Raw genomic sequence first — 15,282 nt, forward strand, 5'->3', positions numbered from 1 at the left:
CTTGATAATGGCTAAAAATCACAATCCATAAACGCATCTACACTTGCCCATGACGCTGCTACTTAGAAAACGATCACCGATTAAACTTATTTATTACTCGACAGGTTTACGCCCGAGCAATAAATAAAGACCGTCCGCATATTGGTGCCGTTATTGAAACATTGCGCATGTCTATTCAAACCGTTTCTGCTGCACCCGTGGCCGAATATCGGCGGGCCGAAAAGCCTGCCGATATTTGCATGATCCTGATTGATGACTCCTCATGAATTAATGAGGGTGGAGGCCGGGTTCACTCCGGTTGAGTTCCACTTTCCAGCTTGCGCCACAACAACCGTACGTTGGCCTTGCGCACCAGGGCACAGCGGTATAGGCGAATCTCCAGCGGCACATGCCATTGAGGGCCTCCACACACCACCAGCTCGCCCCGCGCCAGCTCGGCGCGCACGCTCAAATGCGGCACCCAGGCAATGCCCAACCCTTCGAGCGCCATGCTTTTAAGGCTGTCGGCCATCGCGGTCTCATAAATAGTGGTAAAGCGCAGGCTGCGCTGGCGCAGCAGCAAATTCACCGAGCGGCCCAGAAATGCGCCAGCGCTATAGGCCAGTAGCGGCACGCTGACATCGCCCTCCAGATCGAACAACGGCTTGCCGTCTGCATCGGCAGCACATACCGGGAGCATTTCGGTATTACCCAGGTGCAAGGACGGGAAAATTTCCGGATCCATCTGCAAGGCCGCATCCGGATCGTAAAAAGCCAGCATCAAATCGCAACCACCTTCGCGCAAAGCATGCACCGCGTCTCCGACGTTAGTCGCAACCAGTCGTGTCGCGATGTTCAGCCCTTCATTGCGCAACTGGGCGATCCAGCGCGGGAAAAAACCCAGCGCCAGGGAGTGGGCGGCAGCCACTTGCATGACCTCACCCTGCCCGCCTTCGAGGTGATGAAGGTGACGCAGCACCTCACCCAACTGTTCGACGACCGTACGTGCGGTAACCAAAAACAGCTGACCGGCCGCAGTCAACTCCACCGGGGTGCGGGAACGATTCACCAAGGTCAGCCCAAGCGCCGCTTCAAGGCTGCGAATTCGCCGACTAAAGGCCGGCTGAGTGACGAAACGGCGCTCTGCTGCCTGGGAAAAACTGCGGGTAGCAGCCAGGGCACTGAAGTCCTCTAACCATTTACTTTCGAGATTCATCGAGTCCTCCCGGACGCGCACCAAAATGGGTCACACGCTCGACGCGCCTGCCGCGTCACGTCGCTATTATGCCGTTTATGCATAGGTTAGTGTTTAAAGGCATTGGCCCAAAATAGTCTGCAGGCCTAGGATTCGCAGCGTTCCGGCCCAGACCGGGTTCATATCGAGATGATTTCTATCATGTCCTCCGCTGCATCTTTCCGTACCGAAAAAGACCTGCTTGGCGTACTCGAAGTACCCGCTCAAGCGTATTACGGCATCCAGACCCTGCGAGCGGTGAACAACTTCCGTCTCTCCGGCGTTCCGATCTCGCATTACCCGAAGCTGGTTGTGGGCCTGGCCATGGTTAAACAAGCCGCTGCTGACGCCAACCGCGAGTTGGGTCATCTGAGCGACGCCAAGCACGCTGCCATCAGCGAAGCGTGTGCACGTCTGATCCGCGGCGATTTCCACGAAGAGTTCGTGGTGGACATGATTCAAGGCGGCGCTGGCACTTCAACCAACATGAATGCCAACGAAGTGATCGCCAACATCGCGCTGGAGGCCATGGGCCATCAGAAAGGCGAATACCAATACCTGCACCCGAACAACGACGTCAACATGGCGCAGTCGACCAACGACGCCTACCCGACGGCCATTCGTCTGGGCTTGTTGTTGGGTCACGACGCGCTGCTGGCCAGCCTCGACAGCCTGATCCAGTCGTTTGCAGCCAAAGGCGCCGAGTTCAGCCACGTCCTGAAAATGGGCCGTACCCAGCTGCAAGACGCCGTGCCAATGACCCTGGGTCAAGAGTTCCGCGCTTTCGCCACTACATTGAGTGAAGACCTGGCTCGCCTGAAAACCCTGGCACCAGAGCTGCTGACTGAAGTGAACCTGGGTGGCACCGCCATCGGTACCGGCATCAACGCCGACCCGCGTTACCAGATGCTGGCCGTGAACCGCCTGGCCACCATCAGCGGTCACCCGCTGGTACCGGCGGCCGACCTGATCGAAGCCACCTCCGACATGGGCGCCTTCGTACTGTTCTCCGGCATGCTCAAGCGTACCGCGGTCAAGCTGTCGAAGATCTGCAACGACTTGCGCCTGCTGTCCAGCGGCCCACGTACCGGCATCAACGAAATCAACCTGCCAGCACGTCAGCCAGGCAGTTCGATCATGCCAGGCAAGGTCAACCCGGTTATCCCGGAAGCCGTGAACCAGGTGGCATTCCAGATCATCGGTAACGACCTGGCCCTGACCATCGCTGCCGAAGGTGGCCAGCTGCAACTGAACGTTATGGAGCCGCTGATCGCGTTCAAGATCTTCGACTCGATTCGTCTGCTGCAACGCGCCATGGACATGCTGCGCGAACACTGCATCACCGGCATCACGGCCAACGAAGCGCGCTGCCGTGAACTGGTCGAGCACTCGATTGGTCTGGTGACTGCACTTAACCCGTACATCGGTTATGAAAACGCCACCCGTATCGCCCGTATCGCTCTTGAAAGCGGCCGCGGCGTACTGGAACTGGTGCGCGAAGAAGGCTTGCTCGACGACGCCATGCTCGACGACATCCTGCGCCCGGAAAACATGATTGCTCCGCGTCTGGTGCCACTCAAGGCCTGATGCTGTAACACGCTCAACGCTCACCAGGTCGAGGGACTAGACACCTCTCACCTTTTGAGGGCTTGCAGATACGTCTGCAGGCCCTTTTTTTTGGCCCTGGAATTTTGAAACCCCTCCCCCCTCTCCCAGAGGGAGAGAAGACTAAAGGCAAAAGCAGATCTGATTAACGCCACAAATCGAGCCCTTTCACCCTCAGGGAGAGGGCTGGGGTGAGGGCAATTTGACAATAAACAAAGCCATATCGGACAACTCACACATGAAAATTCAGTCACTTATGCAGACGCTTCCTGCGCTCCTAGGTATAGTGCCGCCCCTCTTCCTGTGCCCGGCCCCAGCACCAGCGGCCATCGTCAGCACGGAAACAGCATCGTAAACCAAGCAGCAACATGGCCAGGGTCACATTGATCGCCTACGTTTATGCCTTGCTCAAGCAGGTGTAACGCGATATTTCGATCCGGCCGTGTTGCCATCAGATAAAAACAGCGAGGAATAATCCATGCTTGAAGTCATCAATGACTTCCTCTCAGGGAAAGTGCTAATCGTGCTCATGGTCGGGCTCGGTGGCTACTTCACGATCCGCTCGCGTTTCGTTCAGTTTCGTTACTTTCTGCACATGTTTTCGGTTTTCAAGGACAGCCTGCGCAGCAGCGCCGGTGAGCTGAGCTCATTTCAGGCATTGATGCTGAGCCTGGCCGGCCGTGTCGGCGCGGGCAACATTGCCGGCGTCGGTATTGCCGTTACCCTGGGTGGCCCCGGTGCCGTGTTCTGGATGTGGGTGACCGCCCTGGTCGGCATGTCCAGCAGCCTGATCGAATGCTCCCTGGGCCAGCTGTACAAGCGTCGTGATTCGGAAGGCCAACTGCGCGGCGGCCCGTCCTTCTATATGAAGTACGGCCTGGGCAAAGTGTGGATGGGCAAACTGATGGCCGTGCTGTTGCTGATCACCTTCGGTTTTGCCTTCATGGGCCTGCAAGCCCATGCCGTGACCCACTCGCTGCAAGACGCCTTCGGCTTCAAGGTCAACTACTCGGGGCTGGCCATCGCCATCCTGCTGGGCCTGGTGTTTATCGGCGGGATCAAGCGTATCGCTTCGGTAGCCGACCTGCTGGTACCGGTCAAGACCCTGGCCTATATTGCGGTCACCCTGTATGTGATCGTACTGCAGTTCGACCACGTACCCGCCATGCTGGGCCATATCGTCAAGAGCGCCTTCGGCCTGGACCCTGTGTTCGGTGGCCTGATCGGCAGTGCAATCGTGATGGGCGTCAAACGTGGCGTCTTCGCCAACGAAGCCGGTCTGGGCAGCGCCCCGAACGTGGCTGCCGTGGCCGATGTTGAGCACCCGATCGCCCAAGGCGTGGTGCAGGCATTCAGCGTATTCCTCGACACCTTTGTGATCTGCACCTGTACGGCTTTGCTGATTCTGTTGTCGGGCTTCTACACCCCAGGTTTTGAAGGCGACGGCATTGCCCTGACCCAGAACTCCCTGGCAGCCGTGGTCGGCGAATGGGGTCGTGTCTTTATCAGCGTGGCCCTGGCGCTGTTCGTATTCACCTCGATGCTCTACAACTACTACCTGGGCGAGAACAACCTGCGCTTTTTGGTTGGAGAGAGCCGCAAAGCACTGATGGGTTATCGCGCACTGGTACTGGTGCTGATCTTTTGGGGGTCGATCGAAAACCTGCAAACGGTTTTCGCTTTCGCCGACATTGCCATGACCATGCTCGCCTTCGTTAACCTGGTTGCGCTGGCGATGCTGTTCAAGATCTGCATGCGCGTGCTCAAGGACTACGATGACCAGCGCCGCGCGGGGATCAAGACACCTGTCTTCGATTCCAGTAAATTCCCGGATCTGGATCTCGATCTAAAGGCCTGGCCGCCAAAGCCGGCCGCCCAGGTCGACGAAACAAAACGCTGATACTTGACGCGGCGGTTCTCCAGAACCGCCGCGTTTTTGCTTATGGAGACTCAATAATGACCGCAGCCACTCATCACACCTGCCAACACGTCATGGTGCTCTACACCGGCGGCACCATCGGCATGCAGGCCAGCGCCAGCGGTCTGGCACCAGCCTCGGGTTTTGAGGCACGCATGCGCGAGCACCTGGCCAGCCAACCGCAGCTGCAAGTACCGCAATGGGCCTTTCGCGAAATGAGCCCGCTGATCGACAGCGCCAACATGACGCCTGCCTACTGGCTACGCCTGCGCAGCGCGATCATCGAAGCGGTCGAGCAGGATGGCTGCGATGCTGTACTGGTCCTACATGGCACTGACACGCTGGCCTACAGCGCTGCGGCGATGTGCTTTCAACTGCTGGGCTTGCCTGCACCGGTACTCTTCACCGGCTCCATGCTGCCAGCGGGCGTACCTGACAGCGATGCCTGGGAAAACATCAGCGGTGCCTTGCAGGCGCTGGGCCAGGGCCAGCCTAACGGCGTGCAGTTGTACTTCCACGGCAAGCTGATGGCTCCAACTCGCTGCGCCAAAGTGCGCAGCTTTGGCCGTAACCCGTTTGTGACGCTGACACGCAACGGCGGCGGGACCAGGGCCAGCACCCTCCCGGCAGAACTGGCCTACAGCTACCCCAAACACCAGGCCAGCGTAGGCGTGCTGCCACTGGTGCCAGGGATTGGCGCCGCCCAGCTCGATGCCTTGCTCAACAGCGGGATCGAAGCCCTGGTACTGGAGTGCTTCGGCAGTGGCACCGGCCCTGGCGACAACCCGGACTTTCTCGCCAGTCTGCAACGGGCACAGGAAAATGGCATTGTGATCGTGGCCATTACCCAATGCCATGAAGGCGGTGTAGAACTGGACGTGTACGAAGCTGGCAGCCGCTTGCGTGAGGCGGGTGTGCTGTCAGGTGGCGGAATGACCCGCGAGGCCGTGTTCGGCAAACTGCATGCCTTGCTTGGCGCTGACCTGCCGCTGGCCGAGGTGCGCCGCCTGATCGAACTGGATGTGTGCGGGGAGCTGGCCTAAAAGCCCATAACCCGGCCTATGTAGCCGCTCTAGCAGGCTGTGATGGACTGTGCACCAGACCCGCCTTGATTGAAGGTCCTGCGGCCCTTATCGCAGCCTGCGGCAGCGGCTACAGGTTCGGTGTACATCCCCCGGCACACAACTTGCTCGTTTCCTGCACCTCCCAGGCAGGAAACGAGCATGCTCCACTCCCATCTCACAACGCTCAACGCCGTATCCCTGGTGCTCAGCACCTTCAACGCAGAAGGCTTGCCCAGCGAGATGCTGCTGGCCGGCAGCGGCATTCGGGCGGCGGACCTGAGCCGTGCAGACACTCGCATCACCACCAATCAGGAAATGCGCGTGTGCGCCAATGCCGTGGCTCTGCGCCGCGAAATCGGCCTTGAACTAGGGCGGCGCATGCATGTGTCGTCCTACGGCATACTCGGTTACGCCCTACTCACCAGTGCCACCTTAGGTGACGCATTGCGTCTAGCTTTACGCTACCCGGCGCTGCTGGGAACACTTTTTGAGCTGAGCCTGGAGGTCGAGGGCGAACAGGTCCGGTTCTGTGCCAATGGCTATGCCGAGAGCCCGCAAATGGCGGTGTTCAATACCGAGCTATGCCTGGTTTCGCTCAAGGTTATATGCGAAGACTTGCTAGGCCAATCGCTGCCGCTATTGGGTGCACGCTTTATCCACAGCGCACCCGACTACCACGCCAGCTACGGGCAAAGCTTCGATTGCCCGCGTCAGTTCGATGCCGACAGCAATGCTTTCGCCTTCGCCAAGCGATGGCTCGACCAGCCTTTGCCACTGGCCGATGCGGTGACCCATCAAGCGATGGCCGAGCGTTGCCGCAAACAGAATCTGGAGTTCACCGGGAGACAAACCTGGCTGGAACGCATCCGCCAGTTGCTGGCCGCACAACTGCATGCAGCCCCCGGCCTCGAAGGGCTGGCCGAGCACATGAACTGCTCGCCGCGCACCCTGCGCCGCCACTTGCACGATATGGGTTGCAGCTACCAGACGCTGCTCGATGACCTGCGTTTTGAGCGCGCCAAGCTGCTGCTCAACGAAACCGAATGGCCCATTTACAAGATTGCCGAGACCCTGGGTTTCAGTGAAACCGCGAGCTTCCGCCATGCCTTCGTGCGCTGGAGCGGGGTTGCACCCAGCCAGTTCCGGGCCTGATTCAGAGGGGATGGGCAGGGGCCAATTACGGTCAACCATTTTGGCCACATACATCTCCTTTTGGCCGCTCCTGCCGTTCTCTCAAACCCCCGGCGCCGCAAGACTGTAGCCAACCGCTCATGCCCTGGGAGAACAAGACAATGCTGACGATCTATTCGGACGATCACCACCTGCATCATGGCCGCTGTGAGTTGATGGACGGGCAACTGTTGCCCTGCTTTGAAATGCCATCACGGGCCGACCATATTTTGCAACGTGTACAAACCCGTGAACTCGGCCCAGTGAGCGCCCCGCAAGACTTCGGCCGCGGGCCTATCGAGCGGATTCACAGTGCGGCCTACCTGGACTTTTTCCAGGGTGCCTGGGACCGCTGGGCCCAACATGGCCGCGACGGTGACTTGCTGCCTTATACCTGGCCTGCCCGTACTTTACGTGCCGTTCTGCCCACCAGCCTGCATGGCCAGCTTGGGTATTACAGCTTCGACGGCGGAGCGCCGATTACTGCGGGCACATGGCAAGCGGCTTACAGTGCAGCGCAAGTAGCCCTGACTGCCCAAGCCGAAATTCAAAACGGCGCCCACAGTGCTTTCGCACTTTGCCGGCCACCGGGGCATCACGCCGCCAGCGACTTGATGGGCGGTTACTGCTACCTGAATAACGCCGCCATAGCAGCCCAGGCCTTTCTCGATCAAGGCCACAGCAAGGTGGCTATCCTCGACGTTGATTACCATCACGGTAATGGTACGCAGTCGATTTTCTATGAACGTAACGACGTGCTGTTTACCTCGATTCACGGCCATCCTGAGGCCGAGTTTCCGTTCTTTCTGGGCTACGAAGACGAACTGGGGGAAGGGCCCGGGGAAGGCTTCAACTTCAACTACCCGCTGGCTGCGGGTTCGGCCTGGGATCGCTGGAGCGCGGCGCTGGAATTGGCCTGCGCTGAAATCGAGCGCTATGACGCTGGCGTAATCGTGGTTTCGCTGGGTGTGGATACATTCAAGAACGACCCGATTTCCCAATTCAAACTCGACAGCCCGGACTACCTGCGCATGGGTGAGCGTATTGCGCGGCTGGGCAAACCGACACTATTTGTGATGGAAGGTGGTTACGCCGTAGAGGAAATCGGCGTGAATGCGGTGAATGTGCTGGAGGGGTTTGAAAGCGCGCAATGATCAAGCCCTTCCTGTGGGAGCGGGCTTGCTCGCAATTCAGCCGGTGCGGTCTGTCTGAATTAATGCGGTGCCCCCCTCGCGAGCAAGCCCGCTCCCACAGGTTCAACGGCTGCCATTCCACACCTTGCCCAGCCGCTCCAGCGCCGCCTTGATCTCCACTTCGGGTACCGCTGCAAACCCCAACACCAATCCCGCGCGGTTATCCACAGGCTCACTCGAATCCTGTAACCAATAACTGCTCAGCCCGTTGATCTCCACGTCCACTGCCCGGGCCTGCGCCAGCAGTTGCTGCTCACGAGCCAAACTCGCCACCGGCACCGCCACATGCAAGCCCGCCGCGATACCCGGCATGGCCCCAACCTCCGCCAACCTCTGTGGCCAGTTGGCCAGCAACACATCACGGCGACTCAAAGCCGCGCGACGCATCCGCCGTATATGCCGCTGAAAATGCCCCGCCGCCATAAACTCGGCCATCACTGCCTGAGTGCCGACCTCCGAATGGCGCATATCCAGCGAGCGCCGGCGGGCAAACGGCTCGATCAGCCCCTTGGGCAGCACCAGATACCCCAGGCGCAACGCCGGAAACGCCACCTTGCCGAAGGTACCGACATAAATCACCCGCCCGCTGCGGTCCAATGCCGCCAGCGGGGCCAGCGGCGCACCGCTATAGCGGTACTCGCCATCGTAGTCGTCTTCGACAATCCAGCCCTCTGTACGCTCGGCCCAGGCCAGCAGTTCCAGGCGCCGGGCCAGGCTCATGGTGACCCCGCTGGGGTATTGATGGGAGGGCGTGACATAGGCCAGCCGACAGTTGTTCAAATGCGCCAGCGCCGAACAGTCCATACCGTCCTGATCCACCGCCACGCCCTGCACATTCGCCCCGGCAATCGCAAAGGCATAGGCAGCTGCGCGATAGCCGGGGTTTTCCACAGCCACCCCTTCGCCCGGCTCCACCAGCAGCTGTGCACAAAGGCTAATTCCTTGCTGCGCGCCACTGGTGATCAAAATTTGCTCAGCCGTACACGATAAACCTCGTGAAGTACGCAAATAAGCCGCAATCAATGCACGCAGACGCTCATCACCTGCAGGATCGCCGTAGCACAGATGCTGCAACTCCGGCTTACGCCAAAAAGCCGCCTGCAGCTTGCTCCATACCTCGAAAGGGAATAAGTCGAACGCCGGAACACCCACCCGAAATGCGCGGGGAACACCACTGGGTGGCAGGTCCAATGCATGGGTTGCAACCCTGCTCAGAGCCGTGCTGTGGATAACTTTACTGGATGTAATTACAGGTATTCCAGACTGTTTTGTGGATAACCCTGGGGATAAGCCTGTTGAAAAGCCTGTGGATAAGTTGGTGGACAACTTTTTTAGCGGCAGGGCTTTTTCTGGCAATTGGGCCACATAGGTACCGTCCCCAACTCTCCCCTCAATAAATCCTTCGGCATACAACTGGTCATAGGCCCGCATCACACTATTGCGGGAAATCCCCAAGGCACCGGCCATGTCACGGCTGGCGGGCAAGCGCGAGCCGCCATTCAAACGACCATCCAGCACACGTTGGCGCAATGCCAGATACAGCTGGCGGCTCAGACCCTTTTTGGGATCAAGCTCGATCCCGGCGGGGTTGAAGGCGATGGAAAGAACTGAATCCTTCATGGATTGGACCTATGAAATTGACCATTAATGGCTCTTACAACCAACCAATAGCCTGCCTAGGATAAAGCCAATCGCCAAGGATAATTTCCATGTACGTACCCCGCGCCTTCGCCGTAGACGACATTAAAATCCTGCACCAGCAGATGCAGGCCTCCCCCCTGCCCGTGCTGGTCACACATGCCAGCCAGGGCCTGCTCGCCAGTCATGTGCCTATGCTGTTGAACCCCGACGAAGGCCCGTGCGGCACATTGTACGGGCACCTGGCCCGGGCCAATCCACACTGGCAGGACCTGGCCCAAGGCACGGAAGCACTGGTGATCTTTGCCGGCGAACAGGCCTATATCAGCCCTACCTTTTACCCAGGCAAGGCCGACCACGGAAAAGCCGTACCCACCTGGAATTACCTGGCCGTACACGCTTATGGCATGGCCGAGGTGTTCGATGATGCCGAACGTTTGCTGGCACTGGTCAGCCGCTTGAGCGACAGGCAGGAAGCCAATCGCCCCGCGCCCTGGGCTGTCAGCGACGCCCCCGCCGACTATGTCGACAGCATGCTCAAGGCCATTGTGGGCTTTCGCCTGCCCATCACCCGCCTGCAAGGCAAACGCAAACTCAGCCAGAACCGCGACGCCCGCGACCAGGCTGGTGTGCGCCAGGGCCTGCTGGCCAACCCCAACCCGCAAGACCACGCACTCGCTCATTTAATGGTTAAGGAATAACTGAAAATGGCTCAAATCCAGATCAAACCTGCCACCGCCACCGATCGCGAACAGTGGCTACCACTTTGGCAGGCTTACTTGCGCTTCTATAAAACCGAGCTTTCCGACGAAATCAGCCAATCCACCTGGGCGCGCTTTCTCGACCCGGCAGAACCGACCACCCTGGCCCTGGCCTGGCAAGACGACAAAGCGGTGGGCATGGTGCAGTGCGTTTATCACCGCACCAACTGGAGCATCAAAGACGCCTGCTATCTTCAAGACCTGTTTGTCAGTCCCGATGTGCGCGGCAAGGGGGTGGGTCGTCAGTTAATCGAGCATGTATACGCAGCCGCCCGCGCCAAGGACTGCTGCAAAGTGCATTGGCTGACCCAGGAAACCAACGCCACGGCTATTCAGTTGTATGAGCGCATTGGCGAGCGCCCCGGCTTTATTCAGTTTCGCAAAACCTTGTCATAAATAAGGAACGCGCAATGCCCGACTCTCTAGAACGTTGGCTGGCGGCTAAAACCCCGGATACCCGCACCCTCGAAGGGCGATTCATTCGTCTGGAAAAGCTCGACCCCGAACGTCATGGCGATGAACTATGGCTAGCCTTACAAGGGCCGCAGGCCGATCCCAATCTTTGGGACTACCTGCCCTATGGTCCATTTAACGAGCGTCCGACCTTTGACGCTTGGCTGCAAAAGCATGCCGATAGCCGTGATCCACATTTCTATGCCGTTATCGACAAGCCCAGCGGTGAGGCACAAGGCTTGCTTAGCCTGATGTGCATCGTCCCGGAGCACGGGCGTATCGAGATCGGCCACGTCGCCTTTGGCGCACCCATGCAACGCTCACCGAAAAGCACGGAGGCGGTCTACCTGCTCGCCAAGGAAGCCTTCGCCCTGGGCAACCGGCGTCTGGAATGGAAGTGCAACAACGATAACGCAAGATCGAAGCGTACCGCAGTACGATTTGGGTACACATACGAAGGCGTTTTCCGCCAGCATATGGTGGTTAAAGGCAAAAACCGTGATACCACGTGGTACAGCATTATTAGTACGGAATGGCCCCCACTAGCGGCAGGGTTCGAAAAATGGCTGGCATTGGATAACCAACCAGAAAGCGGCCAAATAAAGACCCTGGAAGAATGCAGAGCCACAGCTGTATAAAATTTGATCAATACGCCCAGCAAGGACTGCTGGGCGTTTTTGTGCTTGGAATAAACACATTTGCGCTACGCGACCGCTTGATACCCCTGTTGCACAGGGAGAAGCGCAAACACTCGTAGCAGCGCGATGCACCTGAAACACCATGGCTCAGCGACCTATGTCTAACGCCTCGTACGGGCACACCACACCTCGCCCTACTTGCTAGGCGCTACAGGCGCTTTTCCAGCCTTGTCGTCGCCAGACTCCTTGAATCGAACCTGCGAAAAAGCCTCAATTCAAGAGCAAAAAAAAGGGGAGCACATGCCCCCCCGAGGTTTAAAGCGTTTACATCAAAGACAGTATCAGGCTTCGATTTCGATCAGAATTTCACCCGGATTAACGCGATCGCCCTTGATTACATGGATGGTGACGATTTTGCCTGCGATGCCGGCCTGGACTTCAGTTTCCATTTTCATCGCTTCGGTGATCAGTACCGACTGACCCGCCTTGACCACATCGCCTACAGCGACCAGTACATCAACGATGTTGCCTGGCATTGCCGTGCTCACATGGCCTGGCTCGCTGGCCTGCTTGCGCTTGCTTGAGGTGCCACCAACAAATTCGTTGAGGGGTTCGAACACCACCTCTTCCGGCATGCCATCGATGGACAGGTAGAAGTGACGCTTGCCTTCAGCCTTGACGCCCACACCGGTGATGTCAACGCGATAGCTCTCACCGTGCACGTCGATCACGAACTCGGTCGGCACGCCCTCACCGCTCGCCTTGGTGACACCGCCAGCCTCAGGGATAGGCAGCAGCACTTCTGGGGTCAGAGTGCCTGCAGCGCGTTCCTCAAGGAACTTGCGACCGATATCCGGGAACATGGCGAAGGTCAGTACGTCTTCTTCCGACTGGGCCAGGGCACCAATTTCAGCACGCAGCTTGACCATTTCGGGCTTTAGCAGGTCCGCAGGGCGTACGTCGATCAGCTCTTCGTTGCCAATGGCCTGACGACGCAGTTGTTCGTTGACCACGCCCGGCGCCTTGCCGTAGCCGCCTTGCAGGTAGAGCTTCACTTCGTTGGTGATGGTTTTGTAACGCTCACCCGCCAATACGTTGAAGAATGCCTGAGTACCCACAATTTGCGACGTCGGTGTTACCAGCGGCGGGTAACCGAGGTCTTCACGCACACGCGGGATTTCGGCCAGCACTTCGCTCATGCGGTTCAGCGCACCCTGCTCTTTGAGCTGGTTGGCAAGGTTGGAAATCATCCCGCCCGGCACCTGGTTAACCTGAACACGGGTATCTACAGCGGTGAATTCGCTTTCAAACTGGTGATACTTCTTACGCACTGCGTAGAAGTACATACCAATTTCCTGCAGCAGCGACAGATCGAGACCGGTGTCGTATTCACTGCCTTTGAGCGCGGCAACCATCGACTCGGTGCCCGGGTGGCTGGTGCCCCACGCGAAGCTGGAGATCGCGGTATCAATGTGGTCTGCGCCATTCTCGATAGCCTTGAGCTGGCACATGGCAGCCAGACCGGCGGTGTCATGGGAGTGAATAAAGATCGGCAGAGTGATTTCGGCTTTCAGCGCCTTGACCAGTTCACCCGTGGCGTACGGCGTCAGCAGGCCAGCCATGTCTTTGATGGCGACCGAGTCGCAGCCCATGGCTTCCATCTGCTTGGCCTGCGCCACAAACGCCTCGGTGGTATGTACCGGACTGGTGGTATAGGCGATGGTGCCTTGGGCATGCTTGCCGGCAGCTTTGACCGCCTCGATGGCCACACGCAGGTTACGCACGTCGTTCATGGCGTCGAAGATGCGGAACACGTCGATGCCGTTGACTGCTGCTTTGGCGACGAAGGCTTTGACCACGTCGTCGCTGTAATGGCGATAGCCCAGCAGGTTCTGGCCGCGCAGCAACATTTGCAGACGCGTGTTGGGCAAGGCGGCACGCAGTTGGCGTAGACGCTCCCACGGATCTTCCTTGAGGAAACGCACGCAGGCATCAAAGGTAGCGCCGCCCCAGACTTCCAGGGACCAGTAGCCGACTTTGTCGAGCTTATCGCAGATCGGCAGCATGTCTTCAGTGCGCATGCGGGTGGCCAGCAGCGACTGGTGGGCGTCACGCAGGATGGTGTCAGTTACGAAAATCTTCTTGCTCATTATTCTTTTCCTCACAGGCCTGCGTGGGCGGCGATGGCGGCAGCGATGGCCAGGGCCAACTCTTCGGGTTTGCGCTTGATCGAGTAGTTGGTCAGCTCAGGGTGGCTTTCTACGAAGCTGGTGTTGAACTGGCCACTACGGAATTCCGGGTTACGCAGGATTTCCTGGTAATACGCGGCGGTGGTTTTGACCCCTTGCAGACGCATGTCGTCGAGGGCGCGCAAACCACGGTCCATCGCTTCTTCCCAGGTCAGGGCCCACACCACCAGTTTCAGACACATAGAGTCGTAATACGGCGGGATGGTATAGCCGGTGTAGATCGCCGTGTCGGTACGTACACCGGGGCCGCCGGGCGCGTAGTAACGGGTGATCTTGCCGAAACTGGGCAGGAAGTTGTTTTTCGGGTCTTCGGCGTTGATCCGGAACTGCAGGGCAAAGCCGCGATGCTGCACATCTTCCTGCTTGATCGAGAGCGGCAGGCCAGAGGCGATACGAATCTGTTCACGAACAATGTCGATGCCGGTAATTTCTTCGGTGATGGTGTGCTCCACCTGCACCCGAGTGTTCATCTCCATGAAGTACACCTCGCCCTCGGCGAGCAGGAACTCCACGGTACCGGCGTTCTCGTAACCCACGGCCTTGGCTGCGCGCACAGACAGGTCGCCGATATAGGCACGCTGTTCCGGGGTCAGCTGCGGGCTCGGGGCGATTTCGATCAGCTTTTGGTTGCGACGCTGGATAGAGCAGTCGCGCTCAAACAGATGCACCACGTTGCCAAAGCTGTCGCCGAGAATTTGCGCTTCGATATGCTTGGGGTTGACGATGCATTTTTCGAGGAACACTTCGGCCGAACCAAAGGCCTTGGTCGCTTCCGAGATCACCCGCGGGAAGGCTTGCTCGAGTTCTTCACGGCTGTTGCAGCGACGAATGCCGCGACCGCCACCACCCGAGGTGGCCTTGAGCATCACCGGGTAGCCAATGCGTTCGCCTTCAATCAAGGCTTCGTGGATGTCGGCAACGTTGCCTTCAGTGCCCGGCGTGACCGGCACACCGGCCTTGATCATGCTGCGACGCGCTTCAGTCTTGTCGCCCATACGGCGAATGACTTCAGCGGCCGGACCAATGAACTTGATCCCGCGCTCGGCGCAGATATCAGCCAACTCAGCGTTTTCTGACAAAAAACCGTAACCGGGATGCAGAGCATCACAACCGGTTTCAACCGCCAGGTTCACCAGCTTGCGCGGATTCAAATAACCGGCCAGCGGGTCTTCGCCGATATTGTGTGCTTCGTCGGCGCGCTTGACGTGCAAGGCATGCCGATCAGCTTCGGAATAGACCGCTACAGAGCGAATCCCCATCTCGGCGCAGGCACGCACGATGCGGACGGCGATTTCTCCGCGGTTGGCGATCAGGATCTTTTTTATCACTTGGATTTTCCCTAAAGCCCATGGAACAAACGACCTGCTAGACCAGGTCGGC

General features: G+C 58.6%; 12 protein-coding genes. 8 read left to right on the plus strand and 4 right to left on the minus strand.

The window, feature by feature from the left end; genetic code table 11:
• Positions 1 to 289 precede the first annotated feature (289 nt).
• Positions 290 to 1,195 (minus strand): LysR substrate-binding domain-containing protein, encoded by a 906-nt coding sequence (locus V6L81_RS02890; protein WP_095017945.1) that lies wholly within the window; start codon positions 1,193 to 1,195, stop codon positions 290 to 292.
• 180 nt (positions 1,196 to 1,375) lie between these two features.
• Here V6L81_RS02890 and aspA point away from each other — a divergent pair, with 180 nt between their 5' ends.
• The 5 genes from aspA (at position 1,376) to V6L81_RS02915 (ending at position 8,124) form a co-directional block, all read left to right on the plus strand.
• On the plus strand, positions 1,376 to 2,800 hold the full coding sequence (gene aspA, locus V6L81_RS02895; RefSeq protein WP_094999533.1) for an aspartate ammonia-lyase: 1,425 nt from the start codon (positions 1,376 to 1,378) through the stop codon (positions 2,798 to 2,800).
• A 496-nt stretch (positions 2,801 to 3,296) separates the two neighbouring features.
• Positions 3,297 to 4,718: a sodium:alanine symporter family protein gene (locus V6L81_RS02900; RefSeq protein WP_094999534.1), complete on the plus strand. Its 1,422-nt coding sequence runs from the start codon at positions 3,297 to 3,299 to the stop codon at positions 4,716 to 4,718.
• A 56-nt stretch (positions 4,719 to 4,774) separates the two neighbouring features.
• Positions 4,775 to 5,779, plus strand: coding sequence for an asparaginase (locus V6L81_RS02905; RefSeq protein ID WP_094999535.1), 1,005 nt, complete (start codon positions 4,775 to 4,777; stop codon positions 5,777 to 5,779).
• Positions 5,780 to 5,959: 180 nt separating this feature from the next.
• A complete protein-coding gene (locus V6L81_RS02910) occupies positions 5,960 to 6,952 on the plus strand; it encodes an AraC family transcriptional regulator (protein WP_094999536.1) in 993 nt (330 codons plus the stop codon).
• Between the two features lie 140 nt (positions 6,953 to 7,092).
• Complete coding sequence (locus tag V6L81_RS02915) at positions 7,093 to 8,124, plus strand: histone deacetylase family protein (RefSeq protein ID WP_095020581.1); 1,032 nt, start codon at positions 7,093 to 7,095, stop codon at positions 8,122 to 8,124.
• A gap of 102 nt (positions 8,125 to 8,226) precedes the next feature.
• Here V6L81_RS02915 and V6L81_RS02920 read toward each other — a convergent pair whose 3' ends face one another.
• Positions 8,227 to 9,783, minus strand: coding sequence for a PLP-dependent aminotransferase family protein (locus V6L81_RS02920; RefSeq protein ID WP_130872235.1), 1,557 nt, complete (start codon positions 9,781 to 9,783; stop codon positions 8,227 to 8,229).
• An 89-nt stretch (positions 9,784 to 9,872) separates the two neighbouring features.
• On the opposite strand from V6L81_RS02920, the gene V6L81_RS02925 reads away from it, so the two are divergent.
• The 3 genes from V6L81_RS02925 to V6L81_RS02935 are packed head-to-tail and all read left to right on the plus strand — an operon-like array spanning position 9,873 to position 11,653.
• Positions 9,873 to 10,502, plus strand: a complete 630-nt coding sequence (locus V6L81_RS02925; protein WP_095023132.1) for an FMN-binding negative transcriptional regulator — start codon at positions 9,873 to 9,875, stop codon at positions 10,500 to 10,502.
• Positions 10,503 to 10,508: 6 nt separating this feature from the next.
• Positions 10,509 to 10,958 carry a GNAT family N-acetyltransferase gene (locus V6L81_RS02930; RefSeq protein WP_095020583.1) on the plus strand — a complete coding sequence of 150 codons (450 nt, stop codon included), beginning with the start codon at positions 10,509 to 10,511 and terminating at the stop codon, positions 10,956 to 10,958.
• A gap of 14 nt (positions 10,959 to 10,972) precedes the next feature.
• On the plus strand, positions 10,973 to 11,653 hold the full coding sequence (locus V6L81_RS02935; protein ID WP_338660470.1) for a GNAT family protein: 681 nt from the start codon (positions 10,973 to 10,975) through the stop codon (positions 11,651 to 11,653).
• A 341-nt stretch (positions 11,654 to 11,994) separates the two neighbouring features.
• On the opposite strand, the gene oadA is transcribed toward V6L81_RS02935, so the two are convergent.
• Positions 11,995 to 13,803, minus strand: a complete 1,809-nt coding sequence (gene oadA / locus V6L81_RS02940; RefSeq protein WP_094999542.1) for a sodium-extruding oxaloacetate decarboxylase subunit alpha — start codon at positions 13,801 to 13,803, stop codon at positions 11,995 to 11,997.
• Between the two features lie 11 nt (positions 13,804 to 13,814).
• Positions 13,815 to 15,230, minus strand: coding sequence for an acetyl-CoA carboxylase biotin carboxylase subunit (locus V6L81_RS02945; RefSeq protein ID WP_016782925.1), 1,416 nt, complete (start codon positions 15,228 to 15,230; stop codon positions 13,815 to 13,817).
• Positions 15,231 to 15,282: the final 52 nt, after the last annotated feature.

Source organism: Pseudomonas bubulae (assembly GCF_037023725.1).
GTDB lineage: Bacteria > Pseudomonadota > Gammaproteobacteria > Pseudomonadales > Pseudomonadaceae > Aquipseudomonas > Aquipseudomonas bubulae.